This is a genomic window from Staphylococcus casei (genome assembly GCF_030294405.1).
Lineage (GTDB): Bacteria > Bacillota > Bacilli > Staphylococcales > Staphylococcaceae > Staphylococcus > Staphylococcus succinus.
In genome coordinates, this window is the sequence record NZ_CP125718.1 from 2,455,347 (window position 1) to 2,477,706 (window position 22,360).

22 protein-coding genes and 2 rRNA genes are annotated in these 22,360 nt (G+C 35.6%); all 24 read right to left on the bottom strand.

The window, feature by feature from the left end:
- Positions 1 to 2: 2 nt before the first annotated feature.
- Entirely contained in the window at positions 3 to 575 is a 573-nt protein-coding gene (gene pth, locus QMO72_RS11995; RefSeq protein WP_069822734.1) for an aminoacyl-tRNA hydrolase, read from the bottom strand.
- Positions 576 to 790: 215 nt separating this feature from the next.
- Positions 791 to 1,426, bottom strand: coding sequence for a 50S ribosomal protein L25/general stress protein Ctc (locus QMO72_RS12000; protein ID WP_103266130.1), 636 nt, complete (start codon positions 1,424 to 1,426; stop codon positions 791 to 793).
- 134 nt (positions 1,427 to 1,560) lie between these two features.
- Positions 1,561 to 2,526: a ribose-phosphate diphosphokinase gene (locus QMO72_RS12005; RefSeq protein ID WP_069822736.1), complete on the bottom strand. Its 966-nt coding sequence runs from the start codon at positions 2,524 to 2,526 to the stop codon at positions 1,561 to 1,563.
- 151 nt (positions 2,527 to 2,677) lie between these two features.
- Positions 2,678 to 4,033: a bifunctional UDP-N-acetylglucosamine diphosphorylase/glucosamine-1-phosphate N-acetyltransferase GlmU gene (gene glmU, locus QMO72_RS12010; protein WP_103266131.1), complete on the bottom strand. Its 1,356-nt coding sequence runs from the start codon at positions 4,031 to 4,033 to the stop codon at positions 2,678 to 2,680.
- Between the two features lie 477 nt (positions 4,034 to 4,510).
- Entirely contained in the window at positions 4,511 to 4,819 is a 309-nt protein-coding gene (spoVG, locus tag QMO72_RS12015) for a septation regulator SpoVG (protein ID WP_046837959.1), read from the bottom strand.
- Between the two features lie 64 nt (positions 4,820 to 4,883).
- Complete coding sequence (locus QMO72_RS12020; RefSeq protein WP_069822738.1) at positions 4,884 to 5,258, bottom strand: RidA family protein; 375 nt, start codon at positions 5,256 to 5,258, stop codon at positions 4,884 to 4,886.
- 18 nt (positions 5,259 to 5,276) lie between these two features.
- Positions 5,277 to 6,101 (bottom strand): pur operon repressor, encoded by an 825-nt coding sequence (gene purR, locus QMO72_RS12025; protein WP_073505038.1) that lies wholly within the window; start codon positions 6,099 to 6,101, stop codon positions 5,277 to 5,279.
- A gap of 17 nt (positions 6,102 to 6,118) precedes the next feature.
- On the bottom strand, positions 6,119 to 6,967 hold the full coding sequence (ispE, locus tag QMO72_RS12030) for a 4-(cytidine 5'-diphospho)-2-C-methyl-D-erythritol kinase (RefSeq protein ID WP_103266132.1): 849 nt from the start codon (positions 6,965 to 6,967) through the stop codon (positions 6,119 to 6,121).
- Positions 6,968 to 7,305: 338 nt separating this feature from the next.
- Positions 7,306 to 7,569 (bottom strand): biofilm formation stimulator Veg, encoded by a 264-nt coding sequence (veg, locus tag QMO72_RS12035; protein WP_046837955.1) that lies wholly within the window; start codon positions 7,567 to 7,569, stop codon positions 7,306 to 7,308.
- 99 nt (positions 7,570 to 7,668) lie between these two features.
- Positions 7,669 to 8,559, bottom strand: coding sequence for a 16S rRNA (adenine(1518)-N(6)/adenine(1519)-N(6))-dimethyltransferase RsmA (rsmA, locus tag QMO72_RS12040; RefSeq protein WP_103267953.1), 891 nt, complete (start codon positions 8,557 to 8,559; stop codon positions 7,669 to 7,671).
- Entirely contained in the window at positions 8,560 to 9,111 is a 552-nt protein-coding gene (rnmV, locus tag QMO72_RS12045) for a ribonuclease M5 (RefSeq protein ID WP_103267954.1), read from the bottom strand.
- A gap of 136 nt (positions 9,112 to 9,247) precedes the next feature.
- Complete coding sequence (locus QMO72_RS12050; RefSeq protein ID WP_103267955.1) at positions 9,248 to 10,021, bottom strand: TatD family hydrolase; 774 nt, start codon at positions 10,019 to 10,021, stop codon at positions 9,248 to 9,250.
- 25 nt (positions 10,022 to 10,046) lie between these two features.
- Positions 10,047 to 12,020, bottom strand: a complete 1,974-nt coding sequence (gene metG, locus QMO72_RS12055; RefSeq protein ID WP_103267956.1) for a methionine--tRNA ligase — start codon at positions 12,018 to 12,020, stop codon at positions 10,047 to 10,049.
- A gap of 339 nt (positions 12,021 to 12,359) precedes the next feature.
- Positions 12,360 to 13,193: a 16S rRNA (cytidine(1402)-2'-O)-methyltransferase gene (rsmI, locus tag QMO72_RS12060; RefSeq protein ID WP_103267957.1), complete on the bottom strand. Its 834-nt coding sequence runs from the start codon at positions 13,191 to 13,193 to the stop codon at positions 12,360 to 12,362.
- A gap of 3 nt (positions 13,194 to 13,196) precedes the next feature.
- Positions 13,197 to 13,445 (bottom strand): GIY-YIG nuclease family protein, encoded by a 249-nt coding sequence (locus QMO72_RS12065; protein WP_103267958.1) that lies wholly within the window; start codon positions 13,443 to 13,445, stop codon positions 13,197 to 13,199.
- The gene (locus QMO72_RS12070; protein ID WP_103267963.1) at positions 13,438 to 14,163 is read right to left on the bottom strand and encodes a tRNA1(Val) (adenine(37)-N6)-methyltransferase; all 726 of its coding nucleotides are present in this window, start codon (positions 14,161 to 14,163) and stop codon (positions 13,438 to 13,440) included. Before QMO72_RS12070 ends, QMO72_RS12065 begins: the two co-directional genes overlap by 8 nt.
- A gap of 110 nt (positions 14,164 to 14,273) precedes the next feature.
- Positions 14,274 to 14,615 (bottom strand): DNA replication initiation control protein YabA, encoded by a 342-nt coding sequence (gene yabA, locus QMO72_RS12075; protein WP_069822747.1) that lies wholly within the window; start codon positions 14,613 to 14,615, stop codon positions 14,274 to 14,276.
- Between the two features lie 15 nt (positions 14,616 to 14,630).
- Positions 14,631 to 15,434 carry a PSP1 domain-containing protein gene (locus QMO72_RS12080; protein ID WP_103267959.1) on the bottom strand — a complete coding sequence of 268 codons (804 nt, stop codon included), beginning with the start codon at positions 15,432 to 15,434 and terminating at the stop codon, positions 14,631 to 14,633.
- Between the two features lie 2 nt (positions 15,435 to 15,436).
- Positions 15,437 to 16,363: a DNA polymerase III delta subunit-related protein gene (locus tag QMO72_RS12085; protein WP_103267964.1), complete on the bottom strand. Its 927-nt coding sequence runs from the start codon at positions 16,361 to 16,363 to the stop codon at positions 15,437 to 15,439.
- 135 nt (positions 16,364 to 16,498) lie between these two features.
- Positions 16,499 to 16,822 carry a cyclic di-AMP receptor DarA gene (gene darA, locus QMO72_RS12090; protein ID WP_103267960.1) on the bottom strand — a complete coding sequence of 108 codons (324 nt, stop codon included), beginning with the start codon at positions 16,820 to 16,822 and terminating at the stop codon, positions 16,499 to 16,501.
- A 33-nt stretch (positions 16,823 to 16,855) separates the two neighbouring features.
- The gene (gene tmk / locus QMO72_RS12095) at positions 16,856 to 17,473 is read right to left on the bottom strand and encodes a dTMP kinase (RefSeq protein WP_103267961.1); all 618 of its coding nucleotides are present in this window, start codon (positions 17,471 to 17,473) and stop codon (positions 16,856 to 16,858) included.
- Positions 17,474 to 17,476: 3 nt separating this feature from the next.
- Complete coding sequence (locus QMO72_RS12100) at positions 17,477 to 18,820, bottom strand: Orn/Lys/Arg family decarboxylase (protein ID WP_103267962.1); 1,344 nt, start codon at positions 18,818 to 18,820, stop codon at positions 17,477 to 17,479.
- 237 nt (positions 18,821 to 19,057) lie between these two features.
- A 5S ribosomal RNA gene (gene rrf / locus QMO72_RS12105) occupies positions 19,058 to 19,172 on the bottom strand.
- Positions 19,173 to 19,253: 81 nt separating this feature from the next.
- A 23S ribosomal RNA gene (locus tag QMO72_RS12110) occupies positions 19,254 to 22,175 on the bottom strand.
- Positions 22,176 to 22,360 lie beyond the last annotated feature (185 nt).

Consider the following 22,360-nt stretch of genomic DNA (forward strand, 5'->3'; position numbering starts at 1 on the left):
TTTCAATTGACTTCACCATTATATTCATTCATCACACGATCAAATCTAGAACTTTCTATAAAAGCCTCAACCGCACGTGCAGAATGGTCTATTACTTTATCCATCGTTTCCATTTCTTGTTTTGAAAATTTTTGCAATACATAGTCAACAATGGCCATACCATTTGATGGACGATCTACCCCGATTCGAATACGCTTAAATTGGTCTGTTCCCAATACTTGAATAATTGATTTCATACCATTATGACCGCCAGCACTACCTTTTTGTCTTAAACGTATTTCGCCTTGTGGTAAATCTAAGTCATCATACAACACTAATAATTCATCTATTTCAATATTGTAATATTTCATCAATGGACCTACAGCTTCGCCGGATAGATTCATCATTGTCATCGGTTCGATAAACATGACTTTCTCTCCTGCAATTCGTTCAATAGTATAGGCACCTTTAAACTTTTGTTTATCTAGCTTGAATTGATTTTGGTCTAACATATAATCTATAACCTCAAAACCAATATTATGTCTTGTTTGTTCAAAGCGTTTACCTATATTGCCTAGACCTACAATACATTTCATTATGTTACCTCCAATTGTTGTTCTCACTTTTATAGCACTTTTTTTCTAAAAAGTTTGCACATTCTTATGTACATACACAAATTATTTTCCGTATCATTCACTATAATAACATAAAAAAGCACCTGCTTAACGTATTAAGCACGGTGCTTTTTTATAAGATGCTGTAGCATTGACAACGTCAATGCACAAGAAAATTTAAAGGGTAGAAAATATTATTATTCTTCTTTTTCTTTGCCTACAACTTCAGGCTCAGCAGTTTCTGAATCGCCTTCCATTGCTTCGATTTCTTCTTCAGTTGGTTCTTCAGTTGGAGCAACTACAGTTACTACTGAATCAGTACCTTCATTTTCGATTGTAAAGTCGCCTGATACTTTAATATCTGCTACTGAAATACTATCGTTAATGTTTAATTCACTAATTTCAACTTCAATTGCTTCAGGAATGTTATCAGGAGTAGCTGTAACTTCAAGGTTGAATAATGGTTGTTCAACAACGCCACCTTCTTTAGTTCCTGCTGCTTCTCCTACTAATTGAACTGGTACTTCAACAGTACGTTCTTCAGTCATATTGATTGCTAAGAAATCAATGTGAGTGATTTGGTTTTTAAGTGGATCGAATTGGTAGTCTGAAACCATTACTTTGATAGTTTTAGAACCTACGCCTAAATCGATGACACCGTTACGTCCAACTTCACGGATAACTTTGATAAATTCTACTTCGTCTACTTTAACAGAAGTATTTTTTGTACCGAAACCATATACGATTGCAGGTACTTTACCAGTGTTTCTTAATGTTTTAAGGTCAGAACGTGTTTGTTTACCTTGACGAATAATTGACTTTAATGCAGTCATATTCATTTCCACCTTTCATCTTTGCTCTATACAAGAGCCCCTCACTTGCCCATCAACTTATCGTTGCTTGCAAGTGTTTATTTTCAAATGCTCGCGAAACCACGAACGAAACCATTATACATTCGTTATGTTTATTAGTCAAATAGCACACTAACAGATTCACGTTCGTATACACGAATGATTGCCTGTGATAATAAACCTGCTACTGATAATTCTTTTGTATTATTTGGTTTACGACTATCTTCTAATTGAATTGAATTCGTTACTACTAACTCTTTAATTGCTGAGTTTTCGATACGTTCTCTTGCTGGACCAGAGAGGACAGGGTGAGTACAACATGCATATACGTCTTTTGCCCCTTTATCTTTTAATGCTTGTGCTGCCAATGTAATTGTACCTGCTGTATCGATAATATCATCGATAATAATTGCTGTACGACCATCGATATCACCAACAATATTCATAACCTCTGCTACGTTTGGTTTTGGACGACGTTTATCAATAATAGCAATTGGTGTTTTAAGGATGTCTGCAAGTTTACGTGCTCTTGTCACACCACCATGGTCTGGAGAAACTACAACACACTCTTCAAGATCAAGATCTGTGTCATTTTTGAAGTATTCCGCTAAGATTGGCACACCCATTAAGTGATCAATTGGAATATCAAAGAACCCTTGAATTTGTGGTGCATGTAAATCTAAAGCAATCATACGATCTGCTCCAGCCGTTTCGATTAAGTTTGCTACTAATTTAGCAGTAATCGGCTCACGACTACGCGCTTTTCTATCTTGACGTGCATAACCATAATAAGGTACAACGATATTAATATTCGCTGCTGATGCACGTTTACAAGCATCGATCATTATCAATAATTCCATTAAATGCAAGTTGACTGGATTTGAAGTGGGTTGAATAATAAATACATCGCAACCACGAATGCTTTCTTCTATATTGATTTGAATTTCTCCATCGCTGAAACGTTTTACAGAACACTTTCCAAGTTCAATTCCAACATGATCTGCTACTTCTTGGGCTAACGGTTCATTTCCTTTCAAAGAAAATATTTTCAAAGCAGAGTTCTTGTACTCATTGTTTAACATTTATAGTCCTCCAATTAATTCATTCAATTAGTTTAATTTATATACAAGGCAACATTATATTATTTATCAACATAAAAGCTTCCAAGTTCGTAACAAATTTAGTTACATTGAGTTTAACAGTTGTAGCTTAATTATCTAAACGTTGTGCATTTTATTTTTTCAAGTAACCTTCTTTAGTCGTTTGTCTAGCTCTTCCTAACGCTAGACTATCATTTGGCACGTTATCAGTTATAGTAGAGCCTGCTGCTACAAAAGCACGATTTCCTAACGTTACAGGCGCAACAAGATTTGTATTACAACCGATAAATACATCATCACCGATACTTGTTTTGAATTTATTGATGCCATCATAGTTAACTGTAATTGAGCCACAGCCAATATTTGTACGTTCACCAATTTCAGCATCACCAATATAACTTAAATGTGGTACTTTAGCACCGTCTTTAATTATCGATTTTTTAACTTCAACAAAATTACCGACTTTCACTTTCTTGCCAAGATCAGCGCCTGGTCTTAGTTGCGCAAACGGTCCAATTGTTGCATAATCATCCACTTTTGATTCATTGATGACTGACTGCTTAATTGTAACATTAGATCCTATACTACTGTTTGTAATTTCTGTATATTGTCCAATGATAACGTCTTCACCAATTTCACTATAACCTACAAGCTTCACGCCTGGTTCAATTACAGTATCTTCACCAATCTTCACGTTTACACCAATATAAGTAGATGTTGGGTCAATAATCGTTACGCCATTTTTCATGTGATATTCATTGATGCGCTGTCTAAATGCGCTTTCAGCTTCGCTCAACATCAATCTGTCATTCACACCCATAATTTCATCAAAATCGTCTGTATGATATACCTCAACGCTACCTTTATCTTCTAAAATTAATGAAAGTACATCTGGCAAATAATATTCACTTTGTACATTATCATTTTTCACATGATTTAATTTATCAAATAGCACTTGATTATCAAAAGCAAAAATACCAGAACTAATTTCATTAATTTCTCTTTCATTTTCTGTTGCGTCTTTTTGTTCAACGATTTTAACTAAATGGTTATCTGAATCACGAAGAATGCGCCCATATCCAAATGGATTTGGTGCTGTAGCAGACAATACTGTAGCTTGTGCTTGATTTTGCTCGTGGTGATCAACTAAAGCTTTCAATGTTTCTGTAGTAATTAATGGTGTATCACCACAGACAACAAGCGTTGTGCCTTGTTTATCTTGTAAATGTTCACTCGCCATTTTCACAGCATGTGCAGTTCCTAATTGTTCTTCTTGAAAACTATAAAGTGACGCGTCACCTAAAGTTTCTTTCACGCTTTCTGCGCCATGACCAACAATTGTTACAAGTTGTTCTACTCCAGATTGCTTAACGTTATCAACAACATGTTCAATCATCGATTTGCCTGCAACTTCATGTAGTACTTTGTATTTCTTTGATTTCATACGTGTACCCTTGCCGGCTGCGAGTACTATTGCACGTCTTTGCATGTATGTTAACCCTCCATTAAAATATACACTTCCTCCTTATTATAATTTAACGCTAGCCCCACTTTCAAGGATCAAAGCGTCAATATTAAATAATAAGAAGATTGAAATCGTCATAAATCAAATTATTCTATTTACTATTTGTCATCTTTATAAGTATTAGAAAACGCTTCATTAATATACAATATTTTTCTCACTCTACTATAATCATTCACTATATTTTATCAATATATGCTTTAACATGTATTTCCATTCATTATTTAGATATGAATAAATCCAAATTTCTAATTGTTTTGTCGAGCATATTCAATATAATTATATAATAGATAATTTTTGTCACCTTTACACATTTACATTAAATTAAAAAAATTATAAATTCCTTTACTTTTTCACAAAAAAAGAAGATTGAATTTCTGTCATACAGAAGTTCAATCTTCTTTTTATATATTATTTGAATTATAATGATTATCACAAATTTTATTAAGCTTCTTCGCCAGAGTCTTCTGATGGTTGTGCATTTCTATCAGGAATAACCTCATCAGTTTCTTCATATACTTTCATCACTGCATCTTGTATTTCTTGTCTCATTTCTGAGTTAATCGGATGCGCGATGTCTCGGAATTCACCATCTGGTGTACGTTTACTTGGCATTGCGACGAATAGACCTGTGTTGCCTTCAATGACACGTAAATCATGAACCACAAATGATTCATCTAAAGTGATTGAAACGAGCGCTTTCATTCTTCCATCTGTCTGTATCTTTCTAAGTCTTACATCTGTCACTTTCATGTAGTGAGCCCCCCTAGTATCTCTTTGTTAGAAGCTTAACAATTTCATCAAAAATTATAAATCCTTACTTAACTTCTGCTATTACTTCGATTTCTACTTTAACATCTTTAGGTAACCTTGCTACCTCAACACAACTTCTTGCTGGTTGATGAGTGTCAAAGTATTTGCCATAAACTTCGTTTATATTTTGAAATTCATTCATATCAGCAATAAAAATAGTAGCTTTAATAACTGAATCTATGTCTGATCCAGCTTGATCTAAAACAACCTTTAAATTCTCTAAGACTTGTTTTGTCTGTTCTTTTACATCATCACTGACAATTTCGCCATCTAAGTTTAATGGGATTTGTCCAGATGTGAACACTAGACCATTAATTTGCGTTGCATGTGAGTATGGGCCTAACGCTTCAGGCGCCTTGTTTGTATTAATCGTTTTCATGCTGCCGTTATCGCTCCTTTAAGAAAATTTATTTAAACTGTTACCCTTTTCTACCTTAAATTCCTGATTGTATTCGTCTACATCAGATAATCTCACTAAGGAAGTATAATCTTCAATTAACCTTTGCTTAACTTCTTTTGATTCTACTAGTACGGATACCCCTTTCACATGAGCTTTAAACTCATTCATTAAATTCATTACGCCGTTGATAGAACCACCAGCTCTCATGAAATCATCGACCACAAGTACGTTTGAATTTTCAGGTAAAGTTCTCTTTGAAAGAACCATTGTCTCAATTTTTCGTGAAGAACCAGATACGTAATTTATTGATACTGTAGAACCTTCAGTTACTTTATTATCTTTTCTAATGACTACGACTGGTATATTCAATACATTAGCTACTGCATTAGCAAGAGAAATACCCTTCGTAGCAATCGTTACGATAGCATCTAGTTCTTCATCCATATATAGTGTAGCAATCAATTTCCCCACTCTATTCAGCAAAGTCGGGTTTCCCATTAAGTCTGATAAGAATAAATACCCTCCTGGTAACAAACGGTCTTTTTCTTGAAGCTGCTCAATAATATCTTCTACAACTTCACTTGCTTCTTCTTTACTCATCTCAGGTTTATATGTAACGCCACCACTCGCTCCAGCTGTCGTAATAACTGTCCCAAGTTTTTCCATTTGAAAAGTAGTTTTAATAATTTGGACGTCTTCACTTATTGACGATTTCGCCTGCTTGAATTTTTGCACAAAATAAGTTAAAGGTATCAATTTATTTGGATTATTCATTAAATATTGAGTCATATATACAATTCGTTCACTTCTTTTATAGCGCATTAAACTCATCCCTTCTCTTATCCTAATAATCTTACTATATATACTTCATTACAACAGCCATTGACAGCATTGTATACATGCCTTGCTTGTCGTTCTTTTTGTGTGAGACCATAAACAGTAGGACCGCTTCCGCTCATCATAGCACCATCTGCACCGTTATCTAACATGTTCTCTTTTATTTTTAAAATCTCAGGACACAACTGATTTGAGATAGGCTCCAATCGATTTGAAAGACTCTTACATAGTAGTTCATAATCTCCTGTATTTAAAGCTGATTCGCACGCTTTAGTATCGACATTATGTGTTTGTTTTAGATCTAACACTTTAAAAATCTCAGGTGATGATATTCCTATATTGGGTTTGGCCACAACCACCCACGCTGAAGGTGGCTTATTCAGAAAGTTAATTTGTTCACCTTTCCCTTTACACAATGCCGTTTTTCCAAAAACACAAAATGGAATATCCGTACCTATGGTAACTCCAAGTTCACACAATTCTTCTAATGGACGATTCAAATTATATAGGCGATTCATCCCTCTCATTGTCGCTGCAGCGTCTGTCGAACCACCAGCAAGACCAGCTGATACCGGTATATTTTTATCTATGCTGATTGTAACACCTTGTTCTAAATTATAATTCTTCTTCATTAATTCTGCAGCTTTATATGCCAAATTTTTACTATTGGAGGGAACATAAGTTTGCTCTACATCGACAACAATTTGATTGTCTTTACGTAGTTCAAATGACAAACGATCATTTAAATCTATTGTTGTCATAATCATTTCAACTTCATGAAAACCATCATCTCGTTTAAAGAGTGTGTCCAGCGTGAAATTAATCTTAGCCGGAGCTGTTTCATAAATCATATGTCCACCCTCTTTCAATTTCGATATGGTAATAAAATGATTTTAACATATTGTTATAGTTGATTTGTCAGTTTTTTAAAACTAAATCTGTTACAACATCATTCTCAGTAATTTATATTGATATATAATTATGAAGTATTGTAAAATCATTTCTTAATTTATTATTCTACAACATACTTAGTTTTCAATAAAATTATAACCACTTGATAAATCAGGGTAAAGAAAAAGGTATATCAGCGTAATTGCGCCAACATACCTTTTTATCTATCATTATAATATTAAAGTTAAAATTAAAAAGTTCGACTTTGTAGCCAAACTTTACTTTATATCACTATTATTTAGTGTGCAACTGCTTCATGATGATTATCTTCTTCGAAAGAAACTTGTACGTTTTCAGTCAAAACATCAGTGTATGTATATGACACACGCTCAAAATTATGTTTATCTTGATCTAGCTCAACAACAAATACTGAAGGATATGTTTCTTTTAACACACCACTACGTTCAATAGTTTTTTTGCGTCCACCATTCGCTTTTAGTACAATACGGTTTCCTAATTGACAATCAAGTTTATTTTTGATGTCTCCAATAGATTTTGGCATATTGCTCCACCTCGCTACAAGATGTATAATAACACAAATAGCGTGTTTTTGTCAAACAAAACATCAATTTTAGCAAGGTAAAGCGCACTTGTCAATAATTTAAAATTCTAATTCTGGGAAATTTTTCAATTCATTATATAAATTTGCAAATTCTTTTATTGAAAGCGTTTCTCCACGACGTCTTGGATCTATACCACTTGTTTCTAACCATTTTAAAATAACTTCTTTCTTATTTTTTCCTTCAACGAACAAACTTTGGTAGTTATTATTTATCGTTTTTCGTCTTTGGCTAAAGGCAGATTTAGTCATTTTGAAAAATTTATCCTCATTGTCTACTTCAACTTCTGGCACATCTCGTTTCATTAGTTTCACAACAATCGAGTCTACATTGGGCGGTGGTAAAAATACTGATTTCGGCACAGTCAATACTTGGCTTGTTTCTGTATAGTATTGTGCAACAATTGATAATGATCCATATGCTTTCGTTCCTACTTGTGCATTCAATCTTTCGCCTACTTCTTTTTGCATCATCACCACGTAACCATCAATCGGTAAGCGCTGTTGCATTAAATTAAGTAATATAGGCGTTGTAATGTAATATGGCAAGTTTGCAACAACCATAATCTTGTCACAATCTTCAAGATTTTCAGATACATACTGCGCAATGTTAGCCTTTAATATATCTTCATTAATAACCGTCACATTATCATAAGGGGATAGGGTATCTTTAAGCACAGGGATCAAACGTTGATCAATTTCAAAAGCAATAACTTTTTTCGCACTTTTAGCCAATTGTTCAGTTAATGATCCCATTCCTGGTCCAATCTCTATTACGCCAGTATTTTCATCTATATCACTTGCGTCAATAATGTTATGAATAATATTAACATCAATTAAAAAGTTTTGACCTAAACTTTTTTTGAAATTAAAACCATATTGATTCAGTAGTGCTTTTGTGCGGGATGGTGTAGCAATATCTTTAATATCCATTTATATTTCACTTCCTTCATTATCACTTAATGCATTTCTAACGTCCATTTCTGTATAACCAAATGCATTGAGTTTATTTATTAACTGTTTACCATTAGAATGCCCGATATGTAGCTTGCGTCCAAGGATTTCTCTCTTTCTTCGAGCATCTTTTCCAACTATTAATCCTAAATCAACTAACACATCTTTACTAATCGTTTCGCACCCTTCTTCAAAAGGTGTACTTACATTCATTAACGCTTCTTTGATATCGGAAAGCTTTGCATTTTCTACGCCAATTTTACCACGTTTATTCTTTGCTTTTTCTTTATCTATATACGCATGTTTCACACCAGGTATATTTTTCTGAATTGTGTTTCGTATTTTATCACCCGGGAAATCTGGATCAGTAAACACGATAACACCTCTCGTCTCAAAAGCCTGTGCAATCACATCTAAAATCTCTTTATTAATTGCGCTGCCGTTTGTTTCAATCGTGTCACATTCGACAGCTCTTTTAACTCGCTCGGTATCGTCTCTACCTTCTACTACAATAAATTCGTTTATCTTCATTTATTGTTTCACCTTTCATAAATTTCATTCGATTTTGGTAAAAATAAAAAGATGCCGGTGCCAATAATGGTTTCCACTTAGTATTCGCTCTAAAAACTAAGCCACATCTCAGACCGACATCTTTCTTGTTCTATCTCTATGCCTTTAATTTAAACAATTGTTCTGCATTTTTAGTTGTTTGTTGGCAAACTTCCTCATAACTCACACCACGTAATTCAGCGATTTGCTCAGCTACGAGCGTCACACGTGCAGGCTCATTCCTTTTACCTCTATATGGATGTGGTGATAGAAATGGTGCATCTGTTTCAACTAATAATCTATCGAACGGGACATGCTTTGCTACCTCTTTTGGTTGCTTCGCATTTTTAAATGTAACAGGCCCGCCTAATGACACATAGAAATTCAATTTATTAATTACATCATCTGCAATTTCAGGAGAACCACTAAAACTATGCATAATACCGCCAATTTCTTCTGCGTGCTCTTCTTTTAATATATCAACACAATCTTGCGTTGCTTCTCTATTGTGTATGATAATTGGCAGATTAACACGCTTAGCTAAAGCAATTTGCTTTCTGAATAAAGCTTGTTGTATATCTTTAGGAGACTTATCCCAATGATAGTCTAATCCTGTCTCACCTATACCTATTACTTTTGGGTGGGAAGCAAGTTGTTCTATCCATTCCAAACGCTCTTCTGTACAATCAATTGCATCCACAGGGTGCCATCCAATTATGCCATAGATAAATTCATATTGATCAATAAGTTCCATCGTACGTTCAATCGTAGGTGTGTCAAAACCCACCACAAACATACGATCCACCCCATTTTCTCTAGCTCGCTCAATGACCGCTTCTAAATCCTCGTCATATTGCTCGGCGTTTAAATGAACATGTGTATCAATTAGCATACTATATCGCTCCCTTAAATTTTAATTACTTAATTATTGAACCATTAGGAATCGCATTAGGTAGACTCACAAGTGTTAGTACACCATCTTTTTCAGCAGATAAAATCATACCTTCTGATTTTCTACCCATTAATTTCGCAGGTTTTAAGTTTGTTACGACTGCAACTTTTTTACCGATGATATCTTCTGGTTGATAGAATTTTGCGATACCTGACACGATTTGACGTTGTTCACTGTCTAAATCAACTTGTATTTTTAATAATTTATCAGATTTTTTCACTTGTTCTGCATCAATTATCGTTGCGGCTTTGATTTCAACTTTATCAAAATCCTTGATATCGATTTGTTCTTTGCTCGGCACTTCTACAACTGTTTCTTCTGCCTTCGGTGGTTGCATTGATTGTTTAATATAATCAATTTCAACGTCACTATCTAAACGTGGGAAGATAGGTTGCGGCTTACCTATCACTATAATTGGTGCAGTTAATGCACCATATTGTTCTACACTATCCAATTCAGCCAGTTCAGGAGAATTAATATTTAATTGTTCAAAGATTTGTTTTGGCGCATGTGTAAGGAATGGGCGTAATAATACCGCTGCAATACGTATATTCTCAACTAAATGGGCCATTACATTTCCTAACATCTCTTTTTGGCTTTCATCTTTGGCTAACACCCATGGGGATGTTTCATCGATATATTTATTTGTACGACTAATCAATTTCCAAATTGTAGAAAGTGCTACAGAGAATTGTAAATCATCCATATTTTCATGGAACGTTTTCACAGTATCTAATGCCATTTGTTCCATTTCTTCATCTAATTCGTGTTTTGGCCCTTGGTATGCAGGCAATTCACCATCAAAATATTTATTAATCATTGAAATCGTACGGTTGACTAAGTTTCCTAAGTCATTAGCTAAATCATAATTTGTGCGTTCTACAAAGCCTTCTGGGGTAAACACACCATCTGAACCAAATGGTAACTCACGCATTAAATAGTAGCGTGTTGCATCTAGACCATAACGATCGATAAGGACATTAGGGTCAACAACATTTCCCTTAGATTTACTCATTTTACCATCTTTCATTAGAATCCAACCATGTGCAAACACTTTCTTTGGAAGGGGGATATCTAATGCCATTAATAGGATTGGCCATATAATTGAATGGAATCTTACAATTTCTTTTGCCATGATATGAATATCTGCTGGCCAATATTTTTTGAATAATCCATCGTCATCTGATAAATATCCTAATGATGATATATAATTAACAAGTGCATCAATCCAAACATAAACAACATGCTTAGGATTAGATTTAACACGAATGCCCCAGTCAAATGAAGTACGTGATACAGCTAAGTCTTCTAAACCTGGCTTAATAAAGTTGTTAATCATTTCATTTTTTCTTGAAGGAGGTTGTATAAATTCAGGGTTTTCATCATAAAATTCTAATAATCTGTCAGTGTATTTAGATAGATTAAAGAAATAACTTTCTTCTTTAACTAGCTCTACTTCATGACCAGAATCTGGACTTTTACCGCCAATAATTTGCCCATTTTCATAAATAGGATCCACTAATTGTGTTTCAGTATAATAAGTTTCATCTGGAACTGAATACCAACCTTCATATTCTCCTAAATAAATATCTCCCTGTGACAATAAGCGTTCAAAGATTTGCTCTACGACTTCTTTATGACGATTTTCTGTAGTGCGTATAAAGTCGTCATTGGAAATTTCTAACTTACTCCATAATTCTTTTATACCAGCTATCATTTCATCTAAATATTCTAATTCAGATTTCCCTGCTTTATGTGCTTTTTCTTGAATTTTTTGCCCGTGTTCATCCGTTCCTGTTAAATAACGAACATCATAGCCTTGCATTCTTTTATAACGTGCGATTACATCACCAGCAGTTGTTGTATATGCATGTCCGATATGCAAATTCCCACTCGGATAATATATTGGTGTAGTGATATAAAATGTTTCTTTCGCCATCAATGTTCCTCCTCGATTCTTATGCTTTAAATTTATCTAAATTGATTCTCTTTTTCAATGAAACAGACGTTTGTTTTCATTATATTTTATTAATTCATCACTGTAATTGTCTATGATAGTATACTATTCACATTGAAGTTTTTTCATTACTCAAATCAGCTTATATTTAAATATGATTAATAATCTCTATCCTATCTACATTACCATAAATCGCATGAGTTATGGGAGTTTTTCACATCATTTTTTCTTGCTTTAATCGCTTTCTAGTTAATATAAACATTTCATACGATTTGTCTCAATTTGTTAATATAACAAATCAATTAGTCTTGTTTTTCATTATTAAACATTATGATAAACATCATATACTTCGCCTGTTTTCATATGACGAATTTCAGCGACTTGTTTAATAGCTGCTTTGGTTTTCATATCTTGGTCTATATAATAGTTAACATGCTCAGCTATCGTCATTTCTTCGAACCACGAGGTATCTTCAACTGCTACAGCACCTTCTATTAACACTACAAACTCACCCTTTGTTGGGATAAGCCCTTCTTGTAATTGATTTAACAAATCATCTACGTTGCTCGTTGTGATTTGTTCGAATTTTTTGGTTAATTCTCTACCCAATGAAACTTTTCTATTTTCATCTATTTTTTGGATAGTTTTTAATGTGTCTTTTACTCTATGTGGTGACTCATAAATAATAAGCGTACTATCTTCATACATACGATTTTCTAAAATTTCTTGTTTTTGCTTTTCCTTACGTGGTAAAAACCCAAGAAATGTATAGGTGAAGGAAGGTAACCCACTCGCCATAAGTGCTGTCAGACCTGCATTAGGACCTGGCACAGTTTCAACTTTAATTTGGTGTTCTCTCGCGGCAACTACAAGTTCGTATCCTGGGTCACTTATGAGTGGGAGTCCAGCATCTGATACTAAGGCTATGCTAATGCCTTCTTGCAATTGTTCTATCAAGTATTCTGTTTGCTGTATCTTGTTATGTTCATGATATGATTTAAGCGGTGTTGCTATCTCATAATGTGCACACAATTTCTTACTTACTCTAGTATCTTCACAGGCAATCAAATCCACTTCTTTTAAAGTTTTTACCGCTCTATATGTAATATCCGCTAAGTTTCCAATTGGTGTTCCTACCAAATATAATGTCGCCATACGTTATCCCTCACTTATTAAGTCTAATTTTTTTGTTCTTGAATATGTTTTAATTTCATATTCTCTTTTTAACGCTTCCGATTTAGTATCAAACATTTCTTGATAAACTAACTCTACTGGACGTCTTATTTTAGTGTATTTGGCACCTTGCCCACGATTATGTTTAGCCACTCTCTGCGCGATATCTTTTGCATATCCAGTATATAAACTTCCGTCTTTGCACTTAACAATATATATATAATGTTTATCCATAATATATTTCTCTCATTTCTTTCGTATAAGTTCCATCTTCATTATAAATATAAAAAGGTGTTTGTATATCGAGTCCTTGGTTACCACCTTTTCTACCTTCAACCACAATTGTTTGAGCAACTTTCCCTTGTTTACTATAAATAAAATGAAGCTTTTTGGGTTCAATTTGATACTGTCTCATATTGCTTAAGACATCCATTAGACGTTCCGCTCTGTGTACCATCAAGAAGCGTCCTCCCTGTTTCAATAAATGTCTTGCAGCAAAACAACAATCTTCTAATGTACACATGATTTCATGTCGCGCTATCTTATGTGCATCTTTTTGATGTTGATGTTGTTGATTTACTTTGAAGTAGGGTGGATTGCATGTCACCACATTATATTGTGAAGGTTTAAAATGTTTATGCGCCTGTTTAAGATCCATATGATATACATGAATCCTCTGTTCTAAATCATTAAATCTAATACTTCTTTCGGCCATATCTACTAATTGTTCTTGAATCTCAATCGCTTCAATATTTTGTAGGCCTTTAGCTGATAACAACAAAGGAATCACACCATTGCCGGAACATAAATCTAATACCTTGTCTCGGTTCTTTACTTTGGTAAAATGTGCAAGTAATAATGCATCTGTTGAAAAAGAAAAAACCTCATCATTTTGTATGATTTTAAGATTTTCTTTCATCAAACAATCAAATCTTTCACCATTATTTAACATGTTCATACTAACCTCCAAAAAAGAGGATAAGCTAGCGATGCTTAATAATCAAGCCTATCACTACATCTCATCCTCACACACTTTGCATTTATTTTGTTATAAAGGCCCTTTTATTCACTTAAAACTTCTAAGCAAAATAAACAATCATCACCTTTTCTATGTTTACCAAATAATTCACCATTACAGATATGAAAACCTTCTTTATACAACATTGCTAAATTATCTTTACTGCGTAGTGGCTGTTTATATTGCCCTTTTTTCCCACTTTCAACTTTTCTAGGTTTTTCTTCTTTATCAATTAAAGTTTTTAAATTTTCATTTTCTATTTGTAAGGCAACATTTTCTTCGATCAATTCGACCGTGAGATTTTTCAAATTAAACATATCACTATTAATTTGATTAATATTTTCTTCTAAATGTGCTAGCTTTTCAAATATGTCACTACGGTTCAATGTCGTTAAAGCCTCCTAATTTAATGCTTCTAATTCTTCCATTTTATATTCTAGTGGTTGTTCCAAACCTTCTACTTTAATTTGCATAGAAATATCTAAAATGTTTAATCCTATTACTTTACCATTGCCTTCTGGTGTCTCAATCGCATCGCCAACATCTGGTAATTGTGCACGTGCTTCTTCATAATAATCATTTTCATATTTCAAACAACACATTAAACGGCCACAAGCACCAGAAATTTTAGTTGGATTTAATGATAAATTTTGATCTTTGGCCATTTTGATAGATACGGGTTCAAAATCACCTAAAAATGTGGAACAACATAACGAACGGCCACATGGACCAATGCCACCCAATAGTTTCGCTTCGTCTCTCACACCAATTTGTCTTAATTCAATACGAGTTCTTAATTTTTGAGCTAGTACCTTCACTAGTTTTCTAAAATCTACTCGGTCATCAGAAGTAAAATTAAATATTACTTTAGATTTATCTAAAGTAAATTCACAATTCACTAAACGCATATCTAAATTTTGCTGTTGAATGGTATCTTTACACAAATTCATGGCTTCTTCAGCGTCTAATTCATTTTGCTCATATTTCATCTTATCGTCTTCTGTCGCAAGACGTACAATTTGTTTTAATGGCAACATCACATCTTCGTCAGCTACATCTAATGGTTCATACTTTACACGTCCCATTTCTATGCCTCTTTTAGACTCAACAACGACCCAATCACCAACTTTTAAATCGAATTGTTTAGGTGCGTAATACTCCATTTTACCTGATTTTTGAAAATCAATACCCACTACATTTTGCATAGTTATTTCACCCCTTTTATAACAATCTGTTCAAACACTAATGTTGGATTCACATTTTGATTCAACTTTTTATGCGCTTCAGTTATTTGATCATACATCAAAATAATCTGATTATATGTTAATTTCTTAGTATATTCTTTTATATCTTCTTGTAAATCTTGATAAATCACATCATCCATAATACCTACTTTAGCATGCATAACATCTTCAAAGAAACCATTAACTGCTGCCAATGTAAGTAATTGTAAACGTCTATTTTTAGCTTGCTTCAATAAATCTACAATAGCAATAAGTGCCATCGAGCGATTTGTCAGTAATAACTGACACCATTTCACAATAGTTTTCCGGAGTGCTGTTAAATCTGCTTCCTCATTAAGTGCAACTGCGATTTCTGTTTGCGTCGTATATGTACTTAGTAACTCAGCTACAGGTCTTGAAATATCACGTTCAACTAATCTATCAATAAAATGTGATTTATTAATCGGTTTAAAGTATACATGTTGGCACCTTGAGTGGATGGTATCTAAAATTTGCTCTGGCTTCGTAGATAATAAAATAGCGATGGTATTTTCAGGAGGCTCTTCTAAAAATTTTAAAATACTATTTTCACCTTGTACAGTCAATTTCTCGAAGGATTCTATAATATAAACTTTATAATCACCTTCGATTGGAAGTTGATTCATATGATGTACCAATTGCTCTACTCGATCTTTTTTTATTGTTGTTTCTTCAGAAGATACATACATAAAATCCGGATGGTTTAATGATTCTACTTTCAACTGACATTGGTTGTTTTCGTTACATAAGATAAGTTTAGCAAAATCAATTGCTACTTGTTGCATTTTCTGACCATCATCACCCTCAAATAAATAAGCATGTGATAGTTTATTTGAATAGTATGCTTTTGTCAGTCTTTCTTGTTCATCCATCATAAAGATACTCCTTTATATAAAAAGGCTGCTTATACATAATCCCCCTACAAAGCACCTTTCAAAAGAGTCTTACTCGCATCTCCTTTGATTTAAATGCAATTTGTGAGGTAACTATATATAGCAACCATGATTTTAGAATTGATGGAAAGCTTCAACTGGCATTACAAATACCGTTGCCCCTCCAACTTCTACTTCAACTGGATAAGGGATATAAGAATCCGCGCTGCCGCCCATTGGTGTGATAGGTGAAACAAGCTGTTCTCTATTCCCACATGTATCATCAATTACCTTTAGCATTTCATCTACACGATCATCTTCAACACCAGATAAGAACGTTGTATTTCCTGCTCTTAAAAATCCACCTGTTGTTGCGAGTTTTGTTGCTCTAAAATTATGTTTAACAAGTTTATCCGAAAGTTCTTGGCTATCCTGATCTTGTACGATTGCTATAATCATTTTCGTAACTAAACACCTCTTCCCAATATTATATCATAATTTTTCTAAATATTTACTGATAGATTCATACGCTGCACTTACAACTTCTTCTATACTTCTATCAGCATCGATTACGATAAAGCGTTCAGACTCATTATGAATAATTTTTTTATAACCTTCAACTACTTTTTCATGAAAATTTACATTTTCTTGATCTAAACGATTTTGCGCTCGTTGATTTTTCAGGATACGTTCTCGTCCTATATCAACACTTACATCAAGGTAAATCGTAATATCAGGATACAATCCATCGATAGCAAATTCATTAATCGATTTCACTTCTGCTAATCCTATACCCCGTGCGTAGCCTTGATAAGCTAACGAACTATCAATATAACGGTCACATAATACAATTTTACCTTCATTTAATGATGGTATCACTTTACCTACAAGATGTTCACGTCTAGATGCTGCAAACAACAAGGCTTCCGTACGTTCATCCATATCATCGCCTTCAAGTAAAAGTTCACGTATCTGCTCTCCTGTTTTCACACCACCCGGTTCTCTAGTAAGTACAACATTGTATTTCGATTCTAGTTTTTGCGCTACTTGTTGTATAACTGTCGTTTTCCCTGAACCCTCTGGACCTTCAAATGTTATAAAAGCTGACATATATTACTCATCCTTAATTTCTATTTTATGATTTCTTATTCCTTCTACTCTCAAATTATTATCTTGCCAATAATTCATTAATTTTACCATATTTTCAGTTATTTTTTCTCCTTTAAACATGAGGGGAATACCTGGAGGATATGGAACAATATGTGTTGCCAATATTTTATTTACTGATTTATTAATGTTTATGTTACGTATCTTATCTATTTCACCAGAATAATATACACCTTTTTCAGTAAGGTATTCTATTTCTGTTTTTTTACGTGCTTTTCTTTTTTCAAAATTAATACTTTTTAATCTTTCTAACAGTAATTCAAATGGATACGTATCTTCTTCATGCCATAATGGCAATACCAATAATATTTGATTATTGTCAGCAAGTTCAATATATATGTTTTTCATTTCAAAAAGCTTTTGAAGTTCAAAACCTGTATAGCCATTACCTCTTATATTTAATTTTAATGGATCATCTACTTCAATAACTTCCAAGCCAATCTGCTTCAATATACTTATCAATTCGTATCTCTTATCAAAAAATAAGGCGCTATCATATTTTTTATAAAAGTCATGTGCTAATTCTAAACTCGTCATCAATAGATATGACGGACTAGAAGATTGAAAATAAGTTAAATATTTAATGACATTTTTACGTTGCGGTGCATCTTTATGTATAAAAATTATAGAACTCATTGTAAGTGAAGGCAATGACTTATGGTAAGACTGCACAACATAATCAGCACCAGTATTTAATGAAGAACTCGGAAAGCCTTCTAAACCAAAATGTGCTCCATGTGCTTCATCTATTAAAACTGGAACACCCGCCTCTTTTAGTTTCATAGTAGTATATGATATGTCAAAACATTCACCATAGTAATTAGGATATGTAAAAATTGCTAATTTAGTGTCTTGTATCTGATCACGCAAATTAGATAAGTCGGGTCCTAAATATTGATTTGTCTTTAAACTTATATCCATTTCTAATAATAGCGCATTTTGACAGGTTAACTCCAATCCATGAAAGACAGACTTATGTGCATTACGTACCATAGTATATTTTCCCTTTTGCTCTGAAAAGCCTTGAATTACTGATAAAATACCTGAAGTAGTACCATTTACTAAATAGTAAGCCTCGTAGTCAGGATGCTTTGATATACCTTCCATACTCTTTAATATAATGCCTTCTGGCTGATGTAGATCATCTAAGCCTGTGATTTCTGTCATATCCATTTTAAAATCTAATTGCTCTAATTGGCCAATCGTCATATTTTTATGCCCAGGTACATGAAGCGAAATCGGAGATTGTCGCAAAAATTCATTAAACTTATTAGTCAAAGGCTTTGGCATCACATATTCCCACTTTCTATTACTAAATAAAAGCTTTAATTTTTATAGTTTTTCATAATAGTTAACATTCTAACATAATTTATAACGATATTAGTCGAACATTTTATAAGCTCAAAAAAAGAGACTCATGAAATAGGCCCCTTGTTTTTTATATTATGTTAACTGTCAAAGTCTTAATAAAAAATTGCATAAAAAAAAGAGACCTCTCGGTCTCGGCTCATCGCATCCTATAATGCTGCCTGGCAACGTCCTACTCTCGCGGAACGTAAGTCCGACTACCATCGGCGCTAAAGAGCTTAACTTCTGTGTTCGGCATGGGAACAGGTGTGACCTCTTTGCCATTGTCACCAGACAATGAAATGTATGAAATTATACATTCAAAACTAGATAGTAAGTAAAATTTAAAAGTTACCAATCAAAACTGGTTTAATATTTGATTAAGTCTTCGATCGATTAGTATTCGTCAGCTCCACATATCGCTATGCTTCCACCTCGAACCTATTAACCTCATCATCTTTGAGGGATCTTATAACCGAAGTTGGGAAATCTCATCTTGAGGGGGGCTTCATGCTTAGATGCTTTCAGCACTTATCCCGTCCATACATAGCTACCCAGCGATGCCGTTGGCACGACAACTGGTACACCAGAGGTATGTCCATCCCGGTCCTCTCGTACTAAGGACAGCTCCTCTCAAATTTCCTACGCCCACGACGGATAGGGACCGAACTGTCTCACGACGTTCTGAACCCAGCTCGCGTACCGCTTTAATGGGCGAACAGCCCAACCCTTGGGACCGACTACAGCCCCAGGATGCGATGAGCCGACATCGAGGTGCCAAACCTCCCCGTCGATGTGAACTCTTGGGGGAGATAAGCCTGTTATCCCCGGGGTAGCTTTTATCCGTTGAGCGATGGCCCTTCCATGCGGAACCACCGGATCACTAAGTCCGTCTTTCGACCCTGCTCGACTTGTAAGTCTCGCAGTCAAGCTTCCTTATGCCTTTACACTCTATGAATGATTTCCAACCATTCTGAGGAAACCTTTGAGCGCCTCCGTTACTCTTTAGGAGGCGACCGCCCCAGTCAAACTGCCCATCTGACACTGTCTCCCACCATGATAAATGGTGCGGGTTAGAAATCCAACACAGCGAGGGTAGTATCCCAACAACGCCTCCACGTAAGCTAGCGCTCACGTATCAAAGGCTCCTACCTATCCTGTACAAGCTGTGACGAATTTCAATATCAGACTACAGTAAAGCTCCACGGGGTCTTTCCGTCCTGTCGCGGGTAACCTGCATCTTCACAGGTACTATGATTTCACCGAGTCTCTCGTTGAGACAGTGCCCAAATCGTTACGCCTTTCGTGCGGGTCGGAACTTACCCGACAAGGAATTTCGCTACCTTAGGACCGTTATAGTTACGGCCGCCGTTTACTGGGGCTTCGATTCGTAGCTTCGCCGAAGCTAACCACTCCTCTTAACCTTCCAGCACCGGGCAGGCGTCAGCCCCTATACATCACCTTACGGTTTAGCAGAGACCTGTGTTTTTGATAAACAGTCGCTTGGGCCTATTCACTGCGGCTCTCCTGGGCGTTAACCCTAAAGAGCACCCCTTCTCCCGAAGTTACGGGGTCATTTTGCCGAGTTCCTTAACGAGAGTTCGCTCGCTCACCTTAGAATTCTCATCTTGACTACCTGTGTCGGTTTGCGGTACGGGCACCAAAATTCTAGCTAGAGGCTTTTCTTGGCAGTGTGAAATCAACGACTCGAGGAAAAAATTTCCTCTCCCCATCACAACTTGACCTTAAGAGTACCGGATTTGCCTAATACTCAGTCTTGTTGCTTGGACGTGCACTCCAACAGCACGCTTCGCCTATCCTACTGCGTCCCCCCATCGCTCAAAACGAATTTTGGTGGTACAGGAATATCAACCTGTTATCCATCGCCTACGCCTATCGGCCTCAGCTTAGGACCCGACTAACCCAGAGCGGACGAGCCTTCCTCTGGAAACCTTAGTCAATCGGTGGACGGGATTCTCACCCGTCTTTCGCTACTCACACCGGCATTCTCACTTCTAAGCGCTCCACATGTCCTTGCGATCATGCTTCAACGCCCTTAGAACGCTCTCCTACCATTGTCCTACGGACAATCCACAGCTTCGGTAATATGTTTAGCCCCGGTACATTTTCGGCGCAGTGTCACTCGACTAGTGAGCTATTACGCACTCTTTAAATGATGGCTGCTTCTAAGCCAACATCCTAGTTGTCTGGGCAACGCCACATCCTTTTCCACTTAACATATATTTTGGGACCTTAGCTGGTGGTCTGGGCTGTTTCCCTCTCGAACACGGACCTTATCACCCGCGTTCTGACTCCCAAGTTAAATTGATTGGCATTCGGAGTTTGTCTGAATTCGGTAACCCGATAAGGGCCCCTCGTCCAAACAGTGCTCTACCTCCAATAATCATCACTTGAGGCTAGCCCTAAAGCTATTTCGGAGAGAACCAGCTATCTCCAGGTTCGATTGGAATTTCTCCGCTACCCACAACTCATCCGCTCACTTTTCAACGTAAGTCGGTTCGGCCCTCCATTCAGTGTTACCTGAACTTCAGCCTGGTCATGGGTAGATCACCTGGTTTCGGGTCTACGACCAAATACTCAACGCCCTATTCAGACTCGCTTTCGCTACGGCTCCACATTTACTGCTTAACCTTGCATCAAATCGTAACTCGCCGGTTCATTCTACAAAAGGCACGCCATCACCCATTAACGGGCTCTGACTACTTGTAAGCACACGGTTTCAAGTTCTATTTCACTCCCCTTCCGGGGTACTTTTCACCTTTCCCTCACGGTACTGGTTCACTATCGGTCACTAGAGAGTATTTAGCCTTGGGAGATGGTCCTCCCGGATTCCGACGGAATTTCTCGTGTTCCGTCGTACTCAGGATCCACTCAAGAGTGAACAAACTTTCGACTACAGGATTATTACCTTCTTTGATTCATCTTTCCAGATGATTCGTCTAATTTGTTCTTTTGTAACTCCGTATAGAGTGTCCTACAACCCCAACAAGCAAGCTCGTTGGTTTGGGCTCTTCCCGTTTCGCTCGCCGCTACTCAGGGAATCGATTTTTCTTTCTCTTCCTGCGGGTACTAAGATGTTTCAGTTCTCCGCGTCTGCCTTCGAATATGCTATGTATTCACATATCGATAACACGACATAACTCGTGCTGGGTTTCCCCATTCGGAAATCTCTGGATCAAAGCTTACTTACAGCTCCCCAAAGCATATCGTCGTTAGTAACGTCCTTCATAGGCTTCTAGTGCCAAGGTATCCACCGTCCGCCCTTAATAACTTAATCTTTTTTGACTTTTAACACGACAAAGTCGGTTAAAATCCCAAAATGTTATTCATCTGTGAGTGTTCTTTCGAACACTAGCGATTATTTCTTTTTGAATTCAAGCTTATTTAAAACTCTAATTCACTCGGTTTTTCTTGGTAAAATCTATATATTTTACTTACTTATCTAGTTTTCAATGTACAAAT

Bases quoted from the DNA above. Each gene is read 5' to 3' on its own strand.
- pth (WP_069822734.1), bottom strand. From the start codon at position 575: ATGAAATGTATTGTAGGTCTAGGCAATATAGGTAAACGCTTTGAACAA.
- QMO72_RS12000 (WP_103266130.1), bottom strand. From the start codon at position 1,426: ATGACTGCATTAAAGTCAATTATTCGTCAAGGTAAACAAACACGTTCT.
- QMO72_RS12005 (WP_069822736.1), bottom strand. From the start codon at position 2,526: ATGTTAAACAATGAGTACAAGAACTCTGCTTTGAAAATATTTTCTTTG.
- glmU (WP_103266131.1), bottom strand. From the start codon at position 4,033: ATGCAAAGACGTGCAATAGTACTCGCAGCCGGCAAGGGTACACGTATG.
- spoVG (WP_046837959.1), bottom strand. From the start codon at position 4,819: ATGAAAGTGACAGATGTAAGACTTAGAAAGATACAGACAGATGGAAGA.
- QMO72_RS12020 (WP_069822738.1), bottom strand. From the start codon at position 5,258: ATGAAAACGATTAATACAAACAAGGCGCCTGAAGCGTTAGGCCCATAC.
- purR (WP_073505038.1), bottom strand. From the start codon at position 6,101: ATGCGCTATAAAAGAAGTGAACGAATTGTATATATGACTCAATATTTA.
- ispE (WP_103266132.1), bottom strand. From the start codon at position 6,967: ATGATTTATGAAACAGCTCCGGCTAAGATTAATTTCACGCTGGACACA.
- veg (WP_046837955.1), bottom strand. From the start codon at position 7,569: ATGCCAAAATCTATTGGAGACATCAAAAATAAACTTGATTGTCAATTA.
- rsmA (WP_103267953.1), bottom strand. From the start codon at position 8,559: ATGGATATTAAAGATATTGCTACACCATCCCGCACAAAAGCACTACTG.
- rnmV (WP_103267954.1), bottom strand. From the start codon at position 9,111: ATGAAGATAAACGAATTTATTGTAGTAGAAGGTAGAGACGATACCGAG.
- QMO72_RS12050 (WP_103267955.1), bottom strand. From the start codon at position 10,021: ATGCTAATTGATACACATGTTCATTTAAACGCCGAGCAATATGACGAG.
- metG (WP_103267956.1), bottom strand. From the start codon at position 12,020: ATGGCGAAAGAAACATTTTATATCACTACACCAATATATTATCCGAGT.
- rsmI (WP_103267957.1), bottom strand. From the start codon at position 13,193: ATGGCGACATTATATTTGGTAGGAACACCAATTGGAAACTTAGCGGAT.
- QMO72_RS12065 (WP_103267958.1), bottom strand. From the start codon at position 13,445: ATGGATAAACATTATATATATATTGTTAAGTGCAAAGACGGAAGTTTA.
- QMO72_RS12070 (WP_103267963.1), bottom strand. From the start codon at position 14,163: ATGTTAAATAATGGTGAAAGATTTGATTGTTTGATGAAAGAAAATCTT.
- QMO72_RS12080 (WP_103267959.1), bottom strand. From the start codon at position 15,434: ATGCAAAATGTAGTGGGTATTGATTTTCAAAAATCAGGTAAAATGGAG.
- QMO72_RS12085 (WP_103267964.1), bottom strand. From the start codon at position 16,363: ATGGATGAACAAGAAAGACTGACAAAAGCATACTATTCAAATAAACTA.
- darA (WP_103267960.1), bottom strand. From the start codon at position 16,822: ATGATTATAGCAATCGTACAAGATCAGGATAGCCAAGAACTTTCGGAT.
- tmk (WP_103267961.1), bottom strand. From the start codon at position 17,473: ATGTCAGCTTTTATAACATTTGAAGGTCCAGAGGGTTCAGGGAAAACG.
- QMO72_RS12100 (WP_103267962.1), bottom strand. From the start codon at position 18,820: ATGCCAAAGCCTTTGACTAATAAGTTTAATGAATTTTTGCGACAATCT.